Here is a 21,145-nt window from a genome sequence, read left to right on the forward strand (position 1 = left end):
GGCGCGGGCCGGATGCGGTCCGCGCTGACGGGCCGCTGCCCGGGCTCGGCCTGGGCTCAGCCCGGTCGGACCGCCGACGCCGCCAGCTCGCCGGGCGCCGCCCGGCTCACCGGGTCGCCCGGCCCGCCCGCGGCGTCGGCGGCGACGACCAGCATCGCCACCCCGGTCGAGCCGTCCCTGGCCCGGGTGCGCGGCACCGCGAGCACCCCGGCGGTGCCGTCGGTCGCGCGACAGCCGGCCTGCCCGGCGGCCGTCCCGTCGGTGCGCACGGTCGCCTCGACCCACACCCCGTTCTCGGCGCCGTCGGGCCCCGGGCGCGGACCGGCCGGGCCGACCGCGACCTGCGGGGCGGCGCCCGCGTAGGCGGCCTCGCCGGCGCCGCGGGCGAACGCCATGGCCGCCTCCTCGACGCTCGTCCCGGCCGGGACGGCGACCAGCGCGGCCGCGGCCAGCCCGCGCGGCGCCGGATCGGCCGGGCACTGCCCTGCCGCGAACGGCGGCACCTCGGCGAGCCGGGTGAACGGCACCCCGAACACCTCCAGCGGCGCCGCACCCGCCGGGGCGGCCGTCCAGCCGTCCGGCGGTGTCACCGCGAACGTGTCCGGCGGTGCCGGGGCGGCCGGTACCGGGGGCGCCGCGGGGGCGTCGCCGATCCCGGTCAGCGCCGCGACCGTGCCCGCGACGAGCAACACCGCGACCAGCGCGGCGAGCACCGGACGGAGCCGGCGTACACCGGAAGGAGGAGTGGGCTCGCCCGGGTGGGCCTGTGCGGCCACACCCGGACGGCCGGTCGTCGACGTCCGGCCGGAGTTCACCGGCGCAGCCTACGACCGGTCGCGGCGGCGGACCGACGGCTCACCGCCGGGCGGCGGCACCGGGTCGTCCGGCGGTCGTCGTCAGCCCGGGAGCAGCGTCAGGCGCACCGACCGGGTCGGGTTGTCGACGTTGGTGTCGACCAGGCAGACCGACTGCCAGGTCCCGAGCGCCGGCCGCCCGCCGATCACCGGGATCGTCGTGGACGGCGGCACGAACGCGGGCAGCACGTGGTCCCGGCCGTGCCCGGCGCTGCCGTGCCGGTGCCGCCAGCGGTCGTCGGCCGGCAGCAGCTCGCGCAGCTGGGCGAGCAGGTCGGCGTCGCTGCCGGCGCCGGTCTCGATCACGGCGATCCCGGCCGTGGCGTGCGGGACGAAGACGTTGAGCAGCCCGTCACGGGCGCCGGCGTCGGCCAGGAATCGCTCGATCCGGGTCGTCAGGTCGACCACGGCTTCCTCGGAACCGGTACGGATGTCGATCAGCTCGCTGTGCACCCTCCGGACCCTAGGACCCTCGTTAGAGTCGGGCAGCGTGGAACGCACGACGACGGTGTTCGGGCGCGAGCTGCCGCTCCGCCCCGGCTACCTCAACACGGCGAGCATCGGCATCCCACCGCTGGACGCGTCCGCCGCGGTCGCCGACGCGGTCCGGGCCTGGGCCGAGGGCAGGTCCGCACCCCGCGACTTCGACGACACCGTGGAGACCGCCCGGGCCGGGTTCGCCGCGATCACCGGGGTGCCGGTCGCCGACGTCGCCCAGGGCGCGACGGTGTCCGGGCTGCTCGGGCCGCTCGCCGCCGCCGTCCCGGACGGCGCCCGGGTGCTGGTGGCGAAAGGCGAGTTCGCCAGCGTCACCCGGCCGTTCGCAATGCAGACGTACCGCGGCGTCCGGATCACCGAGGCGCCGCTCGAGGAGCTGGCCGGGCGGGCGCCGGAACACGATCTCGTCGCGGTGTCGGTGGTGCAGTCCGCGGACGGCCGGATCGCCGACCTGGACGCGCTGTTCGCGGCCCGCGAGCGGTCCGGGTTCCGGCTGCTGCTCGACGTCACCCAGGCCGCCGGCTGGCTGCCGCTGCGGCTGCACCGGGCGGACGCCGTGGTCGGCGCCGGGTACAAGTGGCTGCTCGGCCCGCGCGGCACCGCCTGGCTGGCCCAGCGACCGTCCTGGGTGGACGGTCCGGGCGGGCGCTGGCCGGACGTCGTCCGGCACGGCGCCGGCTGGTACGGCGCCCGGGACCGGTGGGGAAGCGGTCTGTACACCCCCGATCCGCCGGGCCGGCCCGGTCCGGCGGGCGGCGAGGAGGCGCCGGTGTGGTTCGCGCACGTCGGGTCCGCCGTCACGGTCCCCTGGCTGGCCGCACTCGATCCGCAGCCGCTGCGCGAGCACTGCGCCGGGCTGGCCGACGCGCTGCGCGAGCGGCTGGGCATGCCGCCCGCCGGATCGGCGATCGTCGCGGTTCGTACCGAGGGTGCCGCCGAGCGGCTGGCCCGGGCCGGGATCACCGCCGCGGTGCGGGACGGCGCGGCCCGGCTCGCGTTCCACCTGACGAACACCACCGACGACGTCGAACTCGCCGCGGCGGCGCTGCGCGGCTGATCCGCGGCCGTTCGGCGGCCGGTCGGAGCCTGATCCGTCCGGCGGGTCAGCCCCGGCCGGGGAACACCGGGATCGCCGGGCTCTGCTCGGTCGCGCCGCGCCAGAACGCGCACCGCACCGTCGACTCGATCATGCGGGTGAGCCCGGCCTGGCGCATCTCCCGGCTGGGCGCCCGCTCGACCAGCGACCGCCAGGCGGCCGCGGTGTCGGTCTCCGCGGTGACCAGCAGCGCGCTGGCCGACAGCTCGTCGACCACCGGCTGCGGCGGGGTGTACGCCGGCTGCGCCGAGACCGGCCGCTCGCCCAGTTCGGTGAGCGCCTCGCTGACCTCGCGGCGCAGCGTCCGGTGCGCCTCCAGCTCGGCGCGGGCCCGGCCCGCGAGATCCGGCGGGAGGAACGCCAGCGCCGTCGAGTACGCCCAGATCGCGGCGTGCTCACCGGCCAGCGAACGCTGCAGCGCCTCCTTCGCCACCTGGGCGGACGGCTGCTCGGCGCCGCCGTCCTGGGCGGGCGCGAGATGACGGTTCACCGGCTTCCTCCTGTCCCCGTGCGGTCCGGCGCCGTGCGGCTCACTTCGGTGCGGCCCGGTGCTGTGCGGCTGACTGCTGTGCGGCTCACTGCAGGGCCACCACGTAGGCGGCGCAGCAGGCGGCCACCTCGGCGACCAGCCCGGCCTGCAGCGCGGACGCCTCGATCACCACCTCGCCCGCGGTGCGGGCGGAGCCGTCGACCGAGTCCCGGACGGCGGCGACGTCCGCGGACGGCGGGGTCGCCGGGACCGGGGCCGACCCGGGCGGCCGCCCGCCCGCCTGGTCCAGCGCGGCGGCATGCTCCAGCCGGGCCGCGCGCAGCGGCTCCAGCCGGCCGGCCAGCGCCGGGTCCGAGGTGACGGCGGCGGCGGCCAGCGCGGCGTCCCGCCGGGCGGCATCGGCCATCGCCAGCAGCGCCTCGCTCGCGTCGGCCCGCCGGTCGGTGCCGGGCGAGCAGGCCGCGAGCACCGGCGGCAGCGCCACGACCGCGGCCACCGAGGCCAGCACCCGGCGGCGGTCGAGCACCGATCCGGCCGCACCCGCCACCGCACGTCTCCGGTCCCTCACGAACGGTCATGCTGCCAGCCGGGGTGCGCCCGCCCGTCACCGACCGGGTGGTGCGGACGGGGGATCGGAGGACCGCACCGCGACCGCGGGCGCCCCGATCGAACGCGCTAGGCTCATCGGCCGTCCCCTGCCGTCGTCCGCGTCCGCCCGAGCCGGACGGTGCCCGTACCCGAGACACGCCGCGCAGCGGGGTGCCCGGCTGCGGTCGCGACGGTGCGGGCCGGGTCGGCATCCCGACGGCCGCCGACCGACGCGATCACGAGGAGAGTCACCCGATGCGCAGTCCGGACCCCGCAGCGCTGGCAGACCAGCTGCGCGGCGTGCTCGAGCCGGTGGTCCTGGAGGCCGGGCTGGAGATCGACGCCGTCGAGGTCCGCACCGCCGGGAGGCGGCACGCGGTGAAGCTCGTCGTCGACCTGCCGGAGAGCTCCCCGGCCACCGGCATCGACCTGGACGTCATCGCCCGGCTCAGCCGGACCGCCGCCGCCGAGCTGGACTCACACGAGCACCTCATCGAGGGCTCCTACACCCTCGAGGTCACCTCGCCCGGGGTGGACCGGCCGCTCACCCGTCCCCGACACTGGCAGCGGAACTTCCTGCGCCTGGCGCGGATCACCCTGACCGGCGGGGACACCCTGGAGGCCAGGATCGGCCGGGCCGGGGACGACCGGGTCGAGGTCGCGGTGCCCGGCCGGAAGCCGGAGCTGCGCGAGATCGCCTACGCCGACGTGGAGCACGCCCAGGTGCAGATCGAGTTCAAGCCCGCCCCGGCGGGCGAGGCCGCGCTGCTCGGCGCCGGCGAGGGAAGTACGGACAGCGCGAACGAGGAGAACCGGTGAACGTCGACATCCCTGCGCTGCGGGCCATCGAGCGGGACAAGGAGATCCCGTTCGAGACGGTGCTCGACGCCATCGAGACGGCGCTGCTGACCGCCTACAAGCACACCGACGGCCACCATCCGGACGCCCGGGTCGAGATCGACCGCAAGACCGGGGTCGTCCGGGTGCTCGCCCGCGACGCAGCCGACCGGGCCGAGGACGGCACCCCCGGCCCCGAGTTCGACGACACCCCGGACGGCTTCGGCCGGGTCGCTGCGACCACCGCCCGCCAGGTGATCGTCCAGCGGCTGCGGGACGCCGAGCACGAGCGCACCTACGGCGAGTTCGCCACCAAGGAGGGCGAGATCGTCGCCGGGGTCGTGCAGCGCGACGCCCGGGCGAACGCCCGCGGCATGGTCGTCGTGGCGCTCGGCGGGTCCGGCGGTACGGAGGCGGTGCTGCCCGCGGCCGAGCAGGTGCCGGGCGAGGTCTACCGGCACGGGGACCGGATCCGCTGCTACGTGATCGGCGTGAACCGCGGCCCGCGCGGGACCTCGATCACGCTGTCGCGCACCCATCCGAACCTGGTCCGCAAGCTGTTCGCGCTGGAGGTCCCCGAGCTCGTCGACGGGACCGTCGAGATCGTGTCGGTGGCCCGCGAGGCCGGCTTCCGGTCCAAGATCGCGGTCCGCTCCACCCGCCCGGGGCTCAATGCGAAGGGCGCGTGCATCGGTCCGATGGGCGCCCGGGTCCGCGGCGTGATGGCCGAGCTGGCCGGCGAGAAGATCGACATCATCGACTGGTCCGAGGACCCCGCCGAGTTCGTCGGCAACGCGCTCTCACCGTCCAAGGTGGTCTCGGTCACGGTGCTGGACGAGCGTGCCCGGATCGCCCGCGTCGTCGTCCCGGACTTCCAGCTGTCGCTGGCGATCGGCAAGGAGGGGCAGAACGCCCGCCTGGCCGCCCGGCTGACCGGCTGGAAGATCGACATCCGGAGCGACGCGGACCCGCGCGACCCGGTCGGCCCGGGCGGTGACCCGGTCGAGGTGTCGTCGTAGCCGGGTGTGCGGGAGGGGCGGGCGAGGGAATGCCCGGTCCGTCCTCTGCGCTACACTCACAGACGGTCCGCGGTCGCGGTCCGTCGCCCGCACGTCCCCGGTCGATCCCGATCCGGACCTGTGTAGGGTGCCGGACCCGGGAACGGGCCGACGCACTGTTGCGGGTGGTCGCGGAGAACGGACATCTCGTCCCGGATCCTCGCCGCCGCCTCCCCGGCCGGGGTGCCTGGTTGCACCCCGCGACGGGGTGCCTGGACCGCGCCGAGCGCCGCTCGGCGTTCAGCCGGGCGTTGCGCGTCCGAGCCCCACTGGACGCCACGGCCGTACGGATCCGGATCCAGGATCAGCAGGGGTCAGGGAGCCTCCCCGGCCCGTCATCGGAAGGAAGCAAGGTCGACCAGTCATGAGCCAGCAGTGAAGATCGCACCATGAACGTGCTTCGACACTAGGTTCGAGGTCGAGCGGGATGCTGCCGCCCGGCCTCCGGTCAGGACAAGGAGAGCAGTGGCAGGCAAGGCCCGCGTGCACGAGCTCGCGAAAGAGCTCGGAATCAGCAGTAAGCAGGTCCTCAGCAAGCTGCAGGACCTCGGGGAGTACGTGAAGTCCCCCTCATCCACCGTCGAGGCCCCCGTCGTGCGCAAGCTGCGCGACGCGATGGCCGCGGGCGGCGGCAACGCCGGTGGCGGTCAGCGCCGCGGCTCCGGTGCCCCCGGCGCCGGTCGCCCGCGTGCCGGCGGCCCCGGCACCGCAGCGCCGCGCGGCGGTTCCGGCGCCCCGTCGCCGTCCCGCCCGAGCGCCCCGAAGCCCGGCCCGACCCCGGGGGCGTCCTCGCCCTCGCGTCCGGCGCCGAAGCCCGGCCCGCGCCCCGGCCCGGCAGCGCCGGCCGGCCCGGCCCAGGACGCTCCGGCGGCCCGTCCCGAGCAGCCCGCCGCCCGGACCGACGCACCGCGCCCCGGCCCGGCCGCGCCGAAGCCCGGCCCGCAGCCGCAGGCCCCGGCCGCCGACGCGTCTGCCCCGGCCGCTCCGCGCCCCGGTCAGCCGGGTCCGCGTCCCGGCCCCCGGCAGGCGCCGCAGGGCGGTCGTCCCGGCGAGGGCCAGGGCGGTCCGCGCCAGGGTGGCGACGGCGGAGCCCGCCAGCCGAAGCCCGGTCCGCGCCAGCCGCGGGTCGGCAACAACCCGTTCGGTGTCGGGCAGGGCTCGCCGAAGCCCGGCCCGCGTCCGGCCGCGCCGCAGCAGGGTGGTCAGCAGGGCGGCGGTGGCGCGAGCGCGCCGGCCGCACGCTCCGGTGAGGCCCCGCCGCGTCCGCCGCGTCCCGGTGGCGGTGCCCCCGGTGCCGGCGGCCCGCGTCCGTCGCCGAACAGCATGCCGCCCCGTCCGAACCCGGGCATGATGCCCGCGCGTCCGGCCGCGGGCCGGCCCGGCGCCGGTGGCCGTGGTGGCCCCGGCGGCGGTCGTGGTGGCCCCGGCGGTCCCGGCGGCGGTCGTGGTGGCCCCGGTGGCGGTCGCGGCGGTCCCGGTGGCGGCGGCGGTGGCGGCTTCCGTCCCGGCGGCGGCGGTCCCGGTGGACCCCCTCCCGGTGGCGGCTTCCGTGGCCGTCCCGGTGGTGGCGGCGGTCGTGGCCGCGGCGGTGCCGCGGGTGCGTTCGGCCGTCCAGGCGGTCCCGCCCGGCGGGGTCGCAAGTCGAAGCGGCAGAAGCGCCAGGAGTTCGACTCGATGGCCGCGCCCTCGGTGGGCGGCGTCCGCCTGCCCAAGGGCAACGGCGAGACGATCCGGCTGCCCCGCGGTGCGTCGCTGACCGACTTCGCCGAGAAGATCAACGCCAACCCGGCATCGCTGGTACAGGTGTTGTTCCACCTCGGCGAGATGGTCACCGCCACGGCGTCGGTGTCGGACGAGGTCCTGGAGCTGCTCGGCCAGGAGATGAACTACCGGGTCCAGGTCGTGTCCCCCGAGGAGGAGGACCGCGAGCTGCTCGAGTCGTTCGACATCGAGTTCGGCGACCTCGGCGACGAGGACGCTCTGGCGGCCCGGCCGCCGGTGGTCACCGTCATGGGTCACGTCGACCACGGCAAGACGCGCCTGCTGGACACGGTCCGCAAGGCCAACGTCCGCGAGGGCGAGGCCGGCGGCATCACCCAGCACATCGGCGCGTACCAGGTGCCGGCCGAGCTGGAGGGCGAGGAGCGGCTCATCACCTTCATCGACACCCCGGGTCACGAGGCGTTCACCGCCATGCGTGCCCGTGGTGCGAAGTCCACCGACATCGCGGTGATCGTGGTGGCGGCGGACGACGGTGTGATGCCGCAGACCGTCGAGTCGATCAACCACGCCCAGGCGGCGGACCTGCCGATCGTGGTCGCGGTCAACAAGATCGACGTCGAGGGCGCCAACCCGGACAAGATCCGTCAGCAGCTCACCGAGTACAACCTGGTGGCCGAGGAGTACGGCGGCGACACCATGTTCGTCGACATCTCCGCGAAGCAGGGCACCAACATCGAGGCCCTGCTCGAGGCGATCCTGCTGACCGCCGACGCGGCGCTCGACCTGCGGGCCAATCCCGACATGGACGCCCAGGGCGTCACCATCGAGGGTCACCTGGACCGCGGCCGCGGCCCGGTCGCCACGGTGCTGGTCCAGCGCGGCACGCTCCGGGTCGGCGACTCGGTCGTCGCGGGCGACGCCTCCGGGCGGGTCCGGCGGATGATCGACGAGCACGGCGCGGACGTGACCGAGGCGCTCCCGTCGCGTCCGGTGCAGGTCATCGGCCTGACGTCGGTCCCGGGTGCGGGCGACACGTTCCTCGTCGTCGACGAGGACCGGGTGGCGCGCCAGATCGCCGACCGGCGGCGTGCCCGCGAGCGGAACGCCGAGCTGGCGTCCCGTCGCAAGCGCGTCAGCCTGGAGGACCTGGACGCCGCGCTGAAGGAGACGAACACCCTCAACCTGATCATCAAGGGTGACAACTCGGGCACCGTCGAGGCGCTCGAGGAAGCCCTGATGAAGCTGGACGTGGGTGAGGAGGTCGAGCTGCGGGTCATCCACCGCGGCGTCGGCGGTATCACCGAGGGCGACATCAACCTCGCCATCGCGGACAACGTCATCGTCATGGGCTTCAACGTCCGTGCCGAGGGCAAGGCCACCGAGCTGGCCAACCGCGAGGGCGTCGAGATCCGCTACTACTCGGTGATCTACCAGGCGATCGACGAGATCGAGGCGGCCCTCAAGGGCATGCTGAAGCCGGAGTACGAGGAGGTCGAGCTGGGCCGTGCGGAGGTCCGCGAGGTCTTCAAGTCCTCCAAGTTCGGCACGATCGCCGGTTGCCTCGTCACCTCCGGGGAGATCCGCCGGAACGCCCGGGCGCGCCTGCTGCGCGACTCGCGGGTGATCCACGAGAACCTCCCGGTGTCCTCGTTGCGCCGGTTCAAGGACGACGTGGTCGAGGTCCGTGAGGGCTACGAGTGCGGTCTGACGCTCGGCAGCTACTCCGACATCAAGGTCGACGACGTCATCGAGACGTTCGAGATGCGGGAGAAGCCGCGGGCCTGACCCAGGTCAGCCAGGCGGGGCGGTCGGTGTTCACCGGCCGCCCCGCCTGTTTCCCGTTCACCCGTCGTGGAGGTCCGATGTACGTCGGCGCGCTGGAGTGCGACGTGCTGCTCGGCGACGTCCGGTCGCTGAAGCAGAAGCGGTCGGTGGTGCGCCCGCTGCTGGCCGAGCTGCGCAGGTTCGAGGTGGCGGCCGCCGAGGCCGGCCACCAGGAGCTGTACCGCAGGGCGCTGATCGGGGTCAGCTGCGTGTCCGGCGACCCGGCGCACGCGCGGGCCCTGCTGGAGCGCTGCGAGCGGCTGGTCGCGGGCCGTCCCGAACTCGAACTGCTGTCCGCCCGGACCCGGCTGATCGGCCCGGACGACTGAGCCGATGACCGAACCTGCGACCGGGCCGATGACTGAACCGACGCTGCGCGCGCGCCACCCGACCGGCCGCCGCGCATAGACTCTGCCGCGGAAATGCCGGTGGAAGGAGCACGACATGGTCGACCACGCGCGCGCACGCAAGCTCGCCAAGCGGATCTCGCAGATCGTCGCCGAGGCGCTGGAACACGAGGTCAAGGACCCGCGGCTGTCGATGGTCACGATCACCGACACCCGGGTCACCGGCGACCTGCGGGAGGCGACCGTCTACTACACCGTGATGGGGGCGTCGCTGGACGAGGCACCGGACACCGCGGGTGCCGCGGTCGCGCTGGACAGCGCGACCGGCGTGCTGCGCAGCCGGGTCGGCCAGCAGACCGGGATCCGGCACACCCCCGGCCTCGCGTTCGTCCTGGACCAGGTCCCGGACGAGGCCCGGCGGATGGAGGAGCTGCTGGCCCGCACCCGCGCCTCGGACGCCGAGGTGGCCCGGCTGGCCGCGTCGGCGTCGCCGGCCGGTGACGCCGATCCCTACCGGGCCCCGCGCGACTCCGAGTCGGAGTGAACGGGCCCGGATCGGACCAGTCGCTGCCCGGTCCCGGCCCGGTCGACCCGGCCGGGGCCGCGGCGGTGCTGCGGGCGGCCCGCGACGTGCTCGTCGTCGGGCACGTCCGGCCGGACGCCGACGCCGCGGGCAGCGCGATCGCGCTCGCCACCGCGCTGCACCGGGCGGGCATACCGGCCACCGTCTCCTTCGGCGGGCCGGATCCGGTGTCGGCGAGCCTCGCCGTCCTCGACCCGGACGGCCTGGTCGTCCCGTCGACGAGTGCGCCCGCCGCGCCCGACCTGCTGGTGACCTGCGACGTGTCGTCGGCGCACCGGCTCGGTGACCTGGCCGGCCGGCTGGACACCGCCCGGGAGTCCCTCGCGGTCGACCATCACGCGTCGTTCACCCCTTTCGCCACGCGGCACCTGGTCGATCCGGCGGCGCCGGCCACCGTGCTGCTGGTCCGGGCCGTCCTCGGCGAGCTCGGCGCCGAGCTCGATCCGGTGCTGGCCCGCGCGCTGTTCGCCGGGCTCTACACCGACACCGGCGGGTTCCGCTGGGGCGGCTCGGCGGCGCTGCGCCTCGGCGCGGAACTGGTCGACGCCGGCGCCGAACCGCGCGGGCTGATGCGCGAGCTCACCGGGACCCGGCCCTTCGGCTGGCTGGCCGCCCAGGCCGCGGTGCTCGCCGGGGCCCGGCGGGAGCCCGCCGCCGCCGGCGGTGCCGGGCTGGTGTGGGCGGCCGTCGACGTCGACACCGCCACCCGGTTCCGGGACCAGACCCTCACCGTCGTCGGGCAGCTGCTCGCGACGGCGGGCGACGGGGTGGCCGCGCTGCTCACCGAGAGCGAGCCGGACATGTGGTCGGTGTCGTTGCGCGGCACCGGCTCCCCTGACCTGTCCCGGGTCGCGACCGCGCTCGGCGGCGGCGGGCACCCGGCCGCGGCCGGGTTCGAGCGGGGCGGCACCCGCGACGAGCTCCTCACGCTGCTGCGCGCCGAGCTGGCGAGCGCGACCGGCTGACCACCGCCTGCCCACCGGCGTGCACCGGTACGCCATCCGGGCGCGGTAGGAACCGGGCCGGTCCCGCGCGCGGTCCCTGCGCGCCGTAGCGTGTCCGCCGATCACCTCAGGAGGTTCGTGTGAGTTCGCAGCCCGTTCCGGCCCCGGACGGCCACGGAGACAGCAGCGGGTGGCGGGAGTTCCTCGGTGCATGGGTCCGCAACCCGGTGCGCGTCGGCGCCGTCTGGCCGAGCTCGCGGCGTCTGTCCGAGAAGCTGGCCCGGGTCGCGCCCGGGCACGGCAGGCCCGTCGTCGTCGAGCTGGGTCCCGGCACCGGGGCGGTGACCGGGGAGGTGGCCCGCCGGCTGTCCCCGGAGGGGCGGCACCTGGCCGTCGAACTGGACCCGGGCATGGCCGGCTACCTGCAGCGCAGGCACCCGGACGTCGAGGTGATCAACGGTGACGCCCGCAAGCTGGGGGAGCTGCTGGCCGAGCGCGGCATCGAGCGGGTCGACGCGGTGATCTCCGGGCTGCCCTGGTCGCTGTTCGACCGGGAGGGCCAGCGGGAGATCCTCGGCCAGGTGGTCGATGTGATCGGCGACACCGGCGCCTTCACCACCTTCGCCTACTCGCACACCCTGCCGATGTCCTCGGCCCGCCGGTTCCGGGCGACCCTGACCGAGACGTTCGACGAGGTCGTGATGACCCGGACGGTGTGGCGCAACGTCCCACCGGCGTTCTGCTTCCTCTGCCGCCGTCCCCGACGCTGACCGGTGCCCGGACGCACCCGCACCCCCGGCGGGGCGCGGGACATCCTGCGGCTCGCCGTCCCGGCGCTGCCGGTGCTGGCCGCCGAGCCGCTGTACCTGCTCGTCGACACCGCCGTTGTCGGCCGGCTCGGGGCGGTCCCGCTGGCCGGCCTGGCCGTCGCCGGTGTGCTGTTCGCGCAGGTCACCACCCAGCTGACGTTCCTGTCCTACGGGACGACGGCCCGCGCGTCGCGCTTCTACGGCGCCGGGCGCCGGTCCGCCGCCGTCACCGAGGGGATGCAGGCGACGTGGCTGGCGGTCGCCGTCGGGCTGCTCGTGATCGGGATCGGGCAGCTGGTCGCCGAGCCGGTCACCCGGGCGCTCGCCGGCAGCGGCGAGATCGCCGACGGGGCCGCAGGCTGGCTGCGGATCGCGCTGTTCGGCGCACCGATGGTGCTGATCACCCTCGCCGGGAACGGCTGGATGCGCGGTGTGCAGGACACCGTGCGCCCGATGCGCTACGTGATCGCCGGCAACGCGCTGTCCGCGATGCTGTGCCCGTTCCTGGTGCACGGCGCCGGGGACTGGGACGGCTGGGGGCTGGAGGGCTCGGCGGTCGCGAACGTCGTCGCACAGACCGTGTCGGCGTCGTTCTTCCTGCGGGCGCTGGCCGTCGAGCGGCGCCGGGCGCCTGCGTCCGATCCGGTCCGGCTCGCCCCGGACACCGCGGTGCTGCGCGCCCAGGCCACGATGGGCCGCGACCTGGTGATCCGCTCGCTCGGCTTCCAGGCGTGCTTCCTGTCCGCGACCGCGGTGGCCGCCCGGTTCGGGGCCGGATCGGTCGCCGCGCACCAGATCGTGCTGCAGCTGTGGGTGTTCCAGGCGCTGGTGCTCGACGCCGTCGCGATCGCCGCCCAGGCGCTCGTCGGATCCGCCCTCGGCGCCGCCCGGACCGCCGCCGACACGGTGCGGGCCCGCGCCGTCGCCGCCCGGGTGACCCGCTACGGGCTGCTGCTGGGCTGTGTCTTCGCGGTCGTGTTCGCCGCGCTCTACCCGGTGCTGCCGGGGGTGTTCACGACCGACCCGCTGGTGCTCGCGACGATCCCGGCGGCATGGTGGTACTTCACCGCGCTGCAGCCGATCGCCGGGGTGGTCTTCGCCCTCGACGGCGTGCTCCTCGGCGCCGGGGACGCCGCCTTCCTGCGCACGACGACGCTGCTCGCCGCGCTGGGCGGGTTCCTGCCGCTGATCTGGCTGTCGCTGCTCCTCGGCTGGGGGCTGGTCGGGATCTGGACCGGGCTCGCCGCCTTCATGGTGATCCGGCTGGTCGCGGTGGGGTGGCGGACCTGGTCGGGGCGGTGGGCGGTGCCGGGCGCGGTGCGGGGCTGAGCGAACCGGAGGCCCGGGGCGGCCGGTCGGGGCGCAGCCCGGCGGTCAGTGCGCGGAGGGTGAGCCCGTGGGACCGGGCGCCGAGGCCCGCCCCGCCAGCGGGAGCCGGACGGTGAAGACGGCGCCGCTGCCGTCGTCCCGGGTCCCGACGGCGGCCGTCCCCCCGAGCCGCCGGGTGATCCGGTCGACCAGGGCGAGCCCGATCCCGCGTGGCCGGCCCTCCGGTGTCGCGCGGGTGCTGAACCCGAAGGTGAACAGCTCGCTCGCGGTCTCCTCGGGCACTCCGGGACCGCTGTCGGCGACCTCGGCGAGCAGCTCGTCGCCGGTGGTGCGGAGGGTGACCGAGACCCGGCGCTCGGTGTCGCGGGGGAGCTCGGCGACCACCTCGATGGCGTTGTCGACGAGGTTCCCGACCAGCGAGACGAGATCGTCGGCGGCGAACGGGAGCCGCTGGTCGGGCAGCACGTCGGGATCGCAGGCGTCGGTGACCTCGAAGGCGACGTCGTACTCGGCGGCCTGCCAGGCCTTGTCGGCGAGCAGGGCGGCGAGCACCGGGTCGTGGACCTCGGCGGTGACCCGTGCCCCGGGGCCGCGGGTCCGGTCGAGCGCCGCGGAACCCGCGGCGGCGGCGTCCGAGGTGTCGCCGAGCTCGATCAGGGTGAGCACGGTCTGCAGCCGGTTCGCGAACTCGTGTGCCTGACCGGACAGCGCGGCGACCTTGTCCCGGGCGAGATCCCGCTCGCGCAGCACCCCGGCGAGCTCGGTGCGGTCGCGCAAGGTGAACACCCGGGTGCCGGGGCCCGCGGCCGGACCGGCGTGCCTGCTGTTGACCAGCAGCATCCGCTCCCCGGCGAGCGCGGTCGCGTCGTGCAGGTTCTCCCGCAGCCCGCGCCGGAGCACGGACAGTACCGCGGGATCGATCCCGAGCCCGGACAGCGGCCGCCCCGGGGCGGCGTCGCGGTGGCCCGCCGGGGCCAGCAGCCGCAGCGCCTCGGCGTTCACCACGACCAGCCGGCCGTCGCCGTCGACGACCAGCAGGCCTTCGCCGACGGCGTGCAGCACCGCCTCGTGATGGGTGTAGGCGGCGGTGATCTCCTCGGGTTCCAGGCCGAGGGTCTGCCGGCGCAGCCGCCGGGCCAGCAGCGCGGCGAGCCCGAGCCCGAGCAGCAGGGCGGTCCCGGCGGCGGCGACGATCGCGGGCAGCCAGCGCAGCGCCAGATCGGAGATCCGGGTCTGCAGCACCCCCACCGAGACGACGGCGGCGATCCGTCCGTCCATGACGACCGGTGTGACGGTGCGGACCGACGGGCCCAGGGTGCCCGGGTAGATCTCGGTGTCGGTGCGCCCGGCCAGCGCCGGGGCGATGTTGCCCTGGTAGGGGCCGCCGATCCGGGTCGGGTCGTAGTGGCTGTACCGGACGCCGTCCGGGGACATGACGACGATGAAGCTGGTGCCGGTCGCGATCCGGATCCGCTCGGCGACCGGCTGCAGCCGCGCGGACAGCGCGTCCACGTCGCCGCCGGCCCGCAGCGTCTCGACGACCTCCGGGTCCGCGGCCACGCTCAGCGCGGTGGCCGTGGTGAGCCGGGCCGCGGCGTCGTGCTCCAGCTCCCGGGCCCCGACGACGCCGAGCGCGGTGAGGCTCCCGACGGTCAGCAGCACCGTCACCACCTGCAGCACGAACAGCCGTCGCACCAGCCGGGACCGGCGCAGGGAGGGACGCGATGGCCGGAGCACGGGACCACCCTGCCACCGCGGGGGTCGCAGGGTGGTCCGGGAGCCGGTCACGGGGAGGCGGGCCGCCGGGTCAGGCGTTCGCGCCGACCTTCTCGCGGGGCTCCTCGTCCCCGGCGGTGGGCTCCACCGGCGCCGGGGAGCTGCCGTGCGCGGCCTCCATGTCGGCCTCGACCAGCGTCGGGTCGTCGAGCACCGCGGTGAGCCGCTCGCGGTCCAGCTCGCCGTTCCAGCGGGCGACGACCAGGGTCGCGACGACGTTGCCGATGCAGTTGGTCAGCGCCCGGCCCTCGGACATCACGCGGTCGATGCCGACGATCAGGGCCAGCCCGACGACGATCGCCTCCGGGGTGAAGAACTCACCGCCGAACGCCTGCAGCGACGCGGCCAGGGTGACCAGGCCGGCACCGGTGACGCCGGCGGCGCCCTTCGAGGTGAGCACCATCAGCACGGCCAGGCCGATCTGCACGCCGATCGGCAGCGACGCGCCGCCGGCCTGGATGATGAACAGCGCACCCAGGGTCAGGTAGATGCAGGTGCCGTCGAGGTTGAACGAGTAGCCGGTCGGGATGACCATGCCGACGGTCTGCTTGGACGCGCCCGCCGACTGCAGCTTGGTGAGCAGCCGCGGCAGCACCGACTCCGACGACGAGGTGCCGACGATGATCAGCAGCTCGTCCTTCACCAGCCGGATGACCTTGAAGATGCTGAACCCGGCGATCCGGGACACGATCCCCAGCACCACCACGACGAACACCGCGCAGGTGCCCCAGAAGACCGCCATCAGCAGCGCCAGGTTGGCCAGCGACGCCGAACCGAACTGGCCGACCGTGTAGGCCATGCCGCCGAACGCGGCGACCGGCGCCGCCCACATGATGATCTTGATGATGCCGAAGATGACCTGGGCGATCGACTCGATGCCGCCGACCAGGCGGGTGCGCAGGCCGTCGTTCAGCGACGAGATGGCGCAGGCGGTCAGGATCGCCAGCACCAGCACCTGGAGCACCGAGTTGTCGACGAACGGGCCGAAGAAGCTCTGCGGGAGCAGCGAGTCCTGGATGAAGGGGATGACGCCGGACTCCGAGCTGCCGGTCTGGAACTGCTCCGATGCCTGTTCGAGCTGCTCCGGCGTCGGCGCGGCCTCGAAACCGGCGCCGGGCTGGAAGAGGTTCGCGGCGATCAGGCCCATCGACAGGGCGATCACCGTCATCAGCAGGAAGTAGGCCAGCGCCCGCAGCGCCAGCCCGCCGGCCCGGGCCAGGTTGCCGAGCGAGGCGATGCCCACGACGACCGTGCAGAAGATCACCGGACCGACGATCACCTTGATCATCTGGATGAAGGTGTCCGCGAGCCACTTGAACTGCTTCGCCGCGTCCGGGGCGACGAGGCCCAGCGCGATGCCCGCGGCGATACCGATGATCACCCAGAACCAGAGCTGGGTGTAGACCTTCTTCTTCCGGCGGGTAGGGGTGCCCCCCTGCCCGGGTGAGCCGGCTGCAGTGCCAACCTCGGCCATGTCCGTCCTCCTCGACGCGTTCGGTGCGAGAACACTGCGGGCCGACCGTGAGCCGCTGCAACGGAACGGGTACCGGGTTTGAGGATCCCTTGAGGAAGCACGGTTAGGCTGGTGACGTGCGCGTGCTCCTGGTCGAGGACGACCCGATCCTGGGCGATGCGCTGCGGCGTACCCTGGTCCGGAACGGGTTCCCGACCGAGCTGGTCGGCAGCGGCACGGCCGCGCTGGCCGCGGTCGCCGAGCGGGAACCGGACGTGGTCCTGCTCGACATGGGACTGCCCGACCGCGACGGTCTCGGCGTCTGCCGGGAGATCCGGGAGCGCTCCCGGGTGCCGATCCTGGCGATCACCGGCCGCGGCGACGTCGCGGCCCGGGTGCAGGGCCTGCGCTCCGGCGCCGACGACTACCTGGTGAAGCCGATCTCCACCGAGGAGCTGCTGGCCCGGATCGACGCCGTGCTCCGCCGCGCCACCGGTGCGGCGGTCGCGGCCACCGTGACCGTCGGCGACGTGATCGTCGACCTGGACCGGCGCGCGGTCACCGCGGGCGGCGCCGAGATCGCGCTGACCCGCAAGGAGTTCGACCTGCTCGCCGCGCTCGCCCGCCGGGAGGGCGCGGTGCTGCCGCGTACCGAGCTGCTCGAGCAGGTCTGGGGGATCGCCGACGCCTCCGCGGCCCGCACGCTGGAGGCGCACGTCGCGTCGCTGCGGTCCAAGCTCGGCGAGCGCGACGTGGTGCTGACCGTCCGCGGGGTCGGGTACCGGCTGGCGCGCTGAGCGCCTGCTCCTACGATCGTCGCCCGTGTCACCCCGCGTCCCGCCCCCGCCGCCCGGCCTCGTGATCGTCGACAAGGACCGCGGGCCCACCAGCCACGACGTCGTCGGGAAGCTGCGCCGGATCATGGGCACCCGCAAGGTCGGGCACGCCGGCACCCTGGACCCGATGGCGACCGGCGTGCTCGTCGTCGGGATCGAGCGGGCGACCAAGCTGCTCGGCCACCTGTCGCTGGACACCAAGGCCTACACCGCGACGGTCCGGCTGGGCCTCGGCACCGACACCGACGACGCGGAGGGTGACCCGCTGGGCGAACCGGTGGCGGTCGACGCCGACGCGGACGAGGTCCGCGCGCGGATGGCGCGGCTGACCGGGGACATCGAGCAGGTCCCGAGCGCGGTGTCCGCGGTCAAGATCGACGGCAAGCGGGCCTACCAGCGGGTACGCGACGGCGAGACCGTGGTGATCCCGGCCCGGCCGGTCACCGTGTCGGCGTTCGACCTGCTGGCGCTCCGCCGGGACGGGCCGTTCCTGGACCTCGACGTCGCCGTCGAGTGCTCCTCGGGCACCTACGTCCGGGCGCTCGCCCGCGACCTCGGTGCCGCGCTCGGGACCGGCGGGCACCTGACGGCGCTGCGCCGCACCCGGGTCGGGCCCTTCACCCTGGAGCACGCCCGCACCGTCGACGAGCTGGCCGCCGCGCCCGGGCTGTCGCTGGACCTCGCGGCCGCGGTCGCGACGGCGTTCCCCCGGGTCGACGTCGACGACACCGCCGCCACCGACGTCCGCATCGGCCGGTCGCTGCCGCCCGCCGGGATCCCCGGCACCTACGGCGTGTTCGGCCCGGACGGCGCCGCGCTCGCCCTGATGGCCGACCGCGGCAGCTCCGCCCGCCCGGTCGTGGTGCTGGCACCGGCGGGCTGACCGCGGGGGCCGGGGAGCCGTTCCGTAGGCTCGCGGCCGTGCAGCGCTGGCGTGGTCTGGAGGCCGTTCCGCCCGGCTGGGGGCGGTGCGTCGTCACCATCGGCGTGTTCGACGGGGTGCACCGCGGGCACCGTGAGCTGATCGACCGCGCGGTGCGGCGGGCCCGCGAGCGCGACCTGCCGGCCGTCGTGGTGACCTTCGACCCGCACCCGGCGGAGCTGATCCGGCCGGGCACCCATCCGGCGCGGCTGTCCACCCTGGACCGGCGCGCGGAGCTGGTCGCCGAGCGCGGCGCCGACGTGTTCTGCGTCATCCCGTTCACCGAGCAGCTCTCCCGGACCGAGCCCGCCGGGTTCGTGCACGAGATCCTGGTCGACCGGCTGCACACCGCCGTCGTCGTCGTCGGCAGCAACTTCACCTTCGGCTACCGGGCGGCCGGCGACGTGACGGCACTGGCCGAGCTGGGCCGCCGGTTCGGCTTCTCCTGCGAGGCGCTGGACCTCATCTCGGAGAACGACGTGACCTTCTCCTCCACCTACATCCGCTCCTGCATCGACGCCGGGGAGGTCCGGGACGCCGCGCACGCGCTGGGCCGCTGGCACCGGGTGGACGGGGTGATCGTGCACGGCCACAAGCGCGGCCGGGACCTCGGCTTCCCGACCGCCAACGTGGCCTGCCCGCCGCACACCGCGATCCCCGCGGACGGCGTCTACGCCGGCTGGTTCCGGATCGGCGAGCGCAGGCTGATGACCGCGATCTCGGTCGGCACCAACCCGACGTTCTCCGGCCGGGTGCGCACCGTCGAGGCCTACGTGCTCGACGTCGACGAGAACTTCTACGGGCACGAGGTCGGCGTCGAGTTCGTCGAGCGGCTGCGCGGGCAGGAGCAATTCGACGGCGTCGAGCCGCTGATCGCGCAGATGGGCAAGGACGTCGCGGACACCCGGACGATCCTCACCGCCTCCGGCGGCGCGCTCGGCCCGGACGACGAACCGGCCTGATCCACCGCGCCGGGGGTGCGTTGAGTGGAAACCCCCTGCCCGGCCCGAAGCGCCCCGCCGGGGGCGGCTCCGGCCCGAGGATCGGGGCATGGACGACGTGCCAGCCGACCGGCCCGATCGCGACCCGCTGGCGGAGAACCGCGCCCGGCAGCGCGAGCTCTACGGTGAGCCGCTGGGGGAGCGGGTGCACCGGCTCACGGCCGCACTGGGGATCACCCAGGCCCGGCTCGCGACGGCGCTGGGGCTGAGCCCGGCGATGCTCAGCCAGCTGTCCGGCGCGCGTCGGGTGAAGATCGGCGATCCGGCGGTGCTGGGCCGGATGGTGGCGCTGGACCGGCGGGTCTCCCGGGGGCCGGTGCCGCCCGGCGAGGTGGCCGGCCTGCTGGACCGGGTCCTGTCCACGGCCACCCCGTGGGGTGCCGACGCCGGCTGCCGCTGCGGCGCCGATCCGTCGCCGTCACCGGCCCGGGCCCGCACCCCGGGCCGGGACGCGGCCCCGCACCCGGACGACGCGCTGCGCGGGGTGAGCAGCCCGGCCCGGCTGGTCGCCGCGGCGGCAGAGCTGGCGACCTCGTTCCCGGAGCTGGCCGAGGTGCTGCGCCGGGCCGCGTCCCGGCGCTGAGCGGTGCGACGATCAGCGGACGGCGACCCTGGAGGGACGATGCGGTTGTTCACGGCGCTGTGGCCGCCGGCCCCGGTGGTGGCGAACCTCCGGGCGGCCCTGGCGCAGCGGCCCTGGCCGCCGGGGGGCGGATGGCGGCCGGTGCCCCCGGAGGACTGGCATGTCACGCTCTGCTTCCACGGCGAGGACGATCCGGCGCGGCTCGCCGGTGCGCTCGACACGGCACTGGCCGGCGCCCCGGCGCCGCGGCTGCGGCTCGCCGGGACCGGCCGCTTCCCCGGCGTGCTGTGGGCGGGGGTGCAGCCCGCAGGCGCCCTGGCCGACCTGGCGGCCCGGGCCGGGGCCGGGCCGGCCGGGTTCCGGGCGCACCTGACCCTGGCCCGCCGCTCCCGCACCGCGGAGCGGGCCGCGCCGCCGGGGGAGCGGACGGACCCGGACCCGGCCCCGGGGCCGTGGTGGACACCCACCGAGGTGCTGCTGGTGCGCAGCGATCCGGCGCACGGTGCCCCGGCGGGTGCCCCGGTGTACCGCGCCGTGCACCGGGTCCCGCTGGGCCGGTGAGGATCAGCCCGCGGTGTCCGCCGCGACCTGCAGCGCGGCCGCCCGGGCCGGGCCGTCGTCGACGGTGCCCAGCGCGAGCTCACCGCCGGTCAGCGCGGTGAGGTCGTCGAGCACCCACCAGGTCGCCAGCGCGGTGCCGCCCGCCCACATCTCGCCGACCGCGATGGTGGTCCGCCCGGCCCGGGCCGCGGTCAGCGCGGCGAAGGTGGGCAGCCCGGTGACCGCGTCGGCGTCGTAGATCGATCCGCCGAGCACGACGACGACGTCCGCGTCGTGCCCGGGGAGGGTCTCGGCGGACACCGGGACGGTCGACGCCGACGCCCCCGCGGCGGCCGCGAGCTCCGGTTCCGGCCGGGTGATCCCGGCGTCGGCGACCAGCCGGGAGCCCGGGTTCGCCGGCGCCGGGGAGTAGAGCATGTCCTGGAACGAGCCGAGCACCGACAGCTCCAGCGGCTGCCGCGCGGTCACCTCGCGCAGCGCGGCCAGCCGGTCCTCCAGGACGCCGACCACGGCCGCGGCCCGGTCCTCGGCGCCGAACGCGGCCCCGGCCACCCGGACCGGTTCCCGCCAGTCGCCCTCGAACGGCAGCACGACGGTCGGTGCGACGGCGGACAGCTGCGGATAGGTGGTGTCGAGCAGCGATCCGGGCGAGGTCAGGACGATGACGTCCGGCGCGGCGGCGGCGATCGCCTCCAGGTCCGGGCTGGTGATCATCGTCGGGGCCGGGGTGACGGCGATCCCGGCGTCGCCCAGGACGGTCGCGGCGAGCTCGGAGGACAGGCCGCCGAACACGGCGGCCGGCCGGACGCCGACGGTGAGCAGGTTGAGCCCGGCGTACTCGTCGAGCGCGACGACCGACCGGGCGTCGGCCGGGACCTCGACGGTGCCGCGCTCGTGGGTGACGGTGCGGGTGCCGGCGGGTTCCGGCGCGGCGGCGACGGTCCCGCCCGAGCACCCGGCGAGCAGCAGGAGGACGAGCGCGGCGGCCGCGCGGGGGAGGGGGCGCATGGGTCCGATCCTCGGTTCGGGGAGCC

At 75.6% G+C, this 21,145-nt stretch carries 22 protein-coding genes; 15 read left to right on the forward strand and 7 right to left on the reverse strand.

All coding sequences use genetic code 11. The features are described from left to right. Nucleotides 1–56 precede the first annotated feature (56 nt). On the reverse strand, nt 57–713 hold the full coding sequence (locus ABZ881_RS06520) for a hypothetical protein (protein ID WP_358482332.1): 657 nt from the start codon (nt 711–713) through the stop codon (nt 57–59). Between the two features lie 183 nt (nt 714–896). Beyond that, a complete protein-coding gene (locus ABZ881_RS06525; protein WP_358482334.1) occupies nt 897–1,307 on the reverse strand; it encodes a secondary thiamine-phosphate synthase enzyme YjbQ in 411 nt (136 codons plus the stop codon). A 37-nt stretch (nt 1,308–1,344) separates the two neighbouring features. Here ABZ881_RS06525 and ABZ881_RS06530 point away from each other — a divergent pair, with 37 nt between their 5' ends. Continuing rightward, complete coding sequence (locus ABZ881_RS06530) at nt 1,345–2,409, forward strand: aminotransferase class V-fold PLP-dependent enzyme (protein ID WP_358482336.1); 1,065 nt, start codon at nt 1,345–1,347, stop codon at nt 2,407–2,409. Between the two features lie 46 nt (nt 2,410–2,455). Here ABZ881_RS06530 and ABZ881_RS06535 read toward each other — a convergent pair whose 3' ends face one another. Both ABZ881_RS06535 and ABZ881_RS06540 read right to left on the reverse strand, forming a co-directional pair. Further along, the gene (locus ABZ881_RS06535; protein WP_344024680.1) at nt 2,456–2,938 is read right to left on the reverse strand and encodes a ferritin-like domain-containing protein; all 483 of its coding nucleotides are present in this window, start codon (nt 2,936–2,938) and stop codon (nt 2,456–2,458) included. An 85-nt stretch (nt 2,939–3,023) separates the two neighbouring features. Continuing rightward, nucleotides 3,024–3,506, reverse strand: a complete 483-nt coding sequence (locus ABZ881_RS06540) for a hypothetical protein (RefSeq protein WP_358482338.1) — start codon at nt 3,504–3,506, stop codon at nt 3,024–3,026. A 275-nt stretch (nt 3,507–3,781) separates the two neighbouring features. On the opposite strand from ABZ881_RS06540, the gene rimP reads away from it, so the two are divergent. The 9 genes from rimP to ABZ881_RS06585 all read left to right on the forward strand — a co-directional run bounded on the left by rimP (nt 3,782) and on the right by ABZ881_RS06585 (nt 12,979). Then, a complete protein-coding gene (rimP, locus tag ABZ881_RS06545; protein ID WP_358482340.1) occupies nt 3,782–4,345 on the forward strand; it encodes a ribosome maturation factor RimP in 564 nt (187 codons plus the stop codon). After that, a complete protein-coding gene (nusA, locus tag ABZ881_RS06550; protein WP_344024673.1) occupies nt 4,342–5,382 on the forward strand; it encodes a transcription termination factor NusA in 1,041 nt (346 codons plus the stop codon). The genes rimP and nusA overlap by 4 nt, the downstream gene beginning before the upstream one ends. 29 nt (nt 5,383–5,411) lie before the next feature. Next, nucleotides 5,412–5,789 (forward strand): YlxR family protein, encoded by a 378-nt coding sequence (locus tag ABZ881_RS06555; protein WP_344024671.1) that lies wholly within the window; start codon nt 5,412–5,414, stop codon nt 5,787–5,789. Nucleotides 5,790–5,886: 97 nt separating this feature from the next. Then, nucleotides 5,887–8,928: a translation initiation factor IF-2 gene (gene infB / locus ABZ881_RS06560; RefSeq protein WP_358482343.1), complete on the forward strand. Its 3,042-nt coding sequence runs from the start codon at nt 5,887–5,889 to the stop codon at nt 8,926–8,928. A gap of 77 nt (nt 8,929–9,005) precedes the next feature. Continuing rightward, nucleotides 9,006–9,296, forward strand: coding sequence for a DUF503 domain-containing protein (locus tag ABZ881_RS06565; protein ID WP_344024668.1), 291 nt, complete (start codon nt 9,006–9,008; stop codon nt 9,294–9,296). Between the two features lie 115 nt (nt 9,297–9,411). Then, nucleotides 9,412–9,858, forward strand: a complete 447-nt coding sequence (gene rbfA, locus ABZ881_RS06570) for a 30S ribosome-binding factor RbfA (RefSeq protein ID WP_358482345.1) — start codon at nt 9,412–9,414, stop codon at nt 9,856–9,858. Then, complete coding sequence (locus tag ABZ881_RS06575) at nt 9,855–10,862, forward strand: DHH family phosphoesterase (protein WP_358482346.1); 1,008 nt, start codon at nt 9,855–9,857, stop codon at nt 10,860–10,862. Before rbfA ends, ABZ881_RS06575 begins: the two co-directional genes overlap by 4 nt. A gap of 119 nt (nt 10,863–10,981) precedes the next feature. Beyond that, nucleotides 10,982–11,611, forward strand: coding sequence for a methyltransferase domain-containing protein (locus ABZ881_RS06580; RefSeq protein ID WP_344024662.1), 630 nt, complete (start codon nt 10,982–10,984; stop codon nt 11,609–11,611). Nucleotides 11,612–11,614: 3 nt separating this feature from the next. After that, nucleotides 11,615–12,979 carry an MATE family efflux transporter gene (locus tag ABZ881_RS06585; protein ID WP_358482350.1) on the forward strand — a complete coding sequence of 455 codons (1,365 nt, stop codon included), beginning with the start codon at nt 11,615–11,617 and terminating at the stop codon, nt 12,977–12,979. Nucleotides 12,980–13,024: 45 nt separating this feature from the next. On the opposite strand, the gene ABZ881_RS06590 is transcribed toward ABZ881_RS06585, so the two are convergent. Then, nucleotides 13,025–14,716: an ATP-binding protein gene (locus ABZ881_RS06590; RefSeq protein WP_358482352.1), complete on the reverse strand. Its 1,692-nt coding sequence runs from the start codon at nt 14,714–14,716 to the stop codon at nt 13,025–13,027. Nucleotides 14,717–14,786: 70 nt separating this feature from the next. Further along, a complete protein-coding gene (locus ABZ881_RS06595; protein ID WP_358482354.1) occupies nt 14,787–16,229 on the reverse strand; it encodes a cation:dicarboxylase symporter family transporter in 1,443 nt (480 codons plus the stop codon). Between the two features lie 116 nt (nt 16,230–16,345). Between ABZ881_RS06595 and ABZ881_RS06600 the strand changes: the two genes are divergently transcribed. From ABZ881_RS06600 to ABZ881_RS06620, 5 genes are all read left to right on the forward strand, one after another. Further along, complete coding sequence (locus tag ABZ881_RS06600) at nt 16,346–17,005, forward strand: response regulator transcription factor (protein ID WP_358482357.1); 660 nt, start codon at nt 16,346–16,348, stop codon at nt 17,003–17,005. A 25-nt stretch (nt 17,006–17,030) separates the two neighbouring features. Further along, a complete protein-coding gene (gene truB / locus ABZ881_RS06605) occupies nt 17,031–17,927 on the forward strand; it encodes a tRNA pseudouridine(55) synthase TruB (RefSeq protein WP_358482358.1) in 897 nt (298 codons plus the stop codon). 38 nt (nt 17,928–17,965) lie between these two features. Beyond that, nucleotides 17,966–18,928 carry a bifunctional riboflavin kinase/FAD synthetase gene (locus ABZ881_RS06610; RefSeq protein ID WP_358482360.1) on the forward strand — a complete coding sequence of 321 codons (963 nt, stop codon included), beginning with the start codon at nt 17,966–17,968 and terminating at the stop codon, nt 18,926–18,928. Nucleotides 18,929–19,016: 88 nt separating this feature from the next. Beyond that, complete coding sequence (locus ABZ881_RS06615) at nt 19,017–19,550, forward strand: helix-turn-helix domain-containing protein (protein ID WP_358482361.1); 534 nt, start codon at nt 19,017–19,019, stop codon at nt 19,548–19,550. Nucleotides 19,551–19,589: 39 nt separating this feature from the next. Further along, a complete protein-coding gene (locus ABZ881_RS06620; protein WP_358482363.1) occupies nt 19,590–20,111 on the forward strand; it encodes a 2'-5' RNA ligase family protein in 522 nt (173 codons plus the stop codon). Nucleotides 20,112–20,114: 3 nt separating this feature from the next. Here the strand turns inward: ABZ881_RS06620 and ABZ881_RS06625 are convergent, their stop codons facing one another. Next, complete coding sequence (locus ABZ881_RS06625; RefSeq protein ID WP_358482365.1) at nt 20,115–21,119, reverse strand: ABC transporter substrate-binding protein; 1,005 nt, start codon at nt 21,117–21,119, stop codon at nt 20,115–20,117. Between the last annotated feature and the right edge of the window lie 26 nt (nt 21,120–21,145).

The organism is Pseudonocardia sp. NPDC046786 (genome assembly GCF_040645415.1).
Lineage (GTDB): Bacteria > Actinomycetota > Actinomycetes > Mycobacteriales > Pseudonocardiaceae > Pseudonocardia > Pseudonocardia kongjuensis.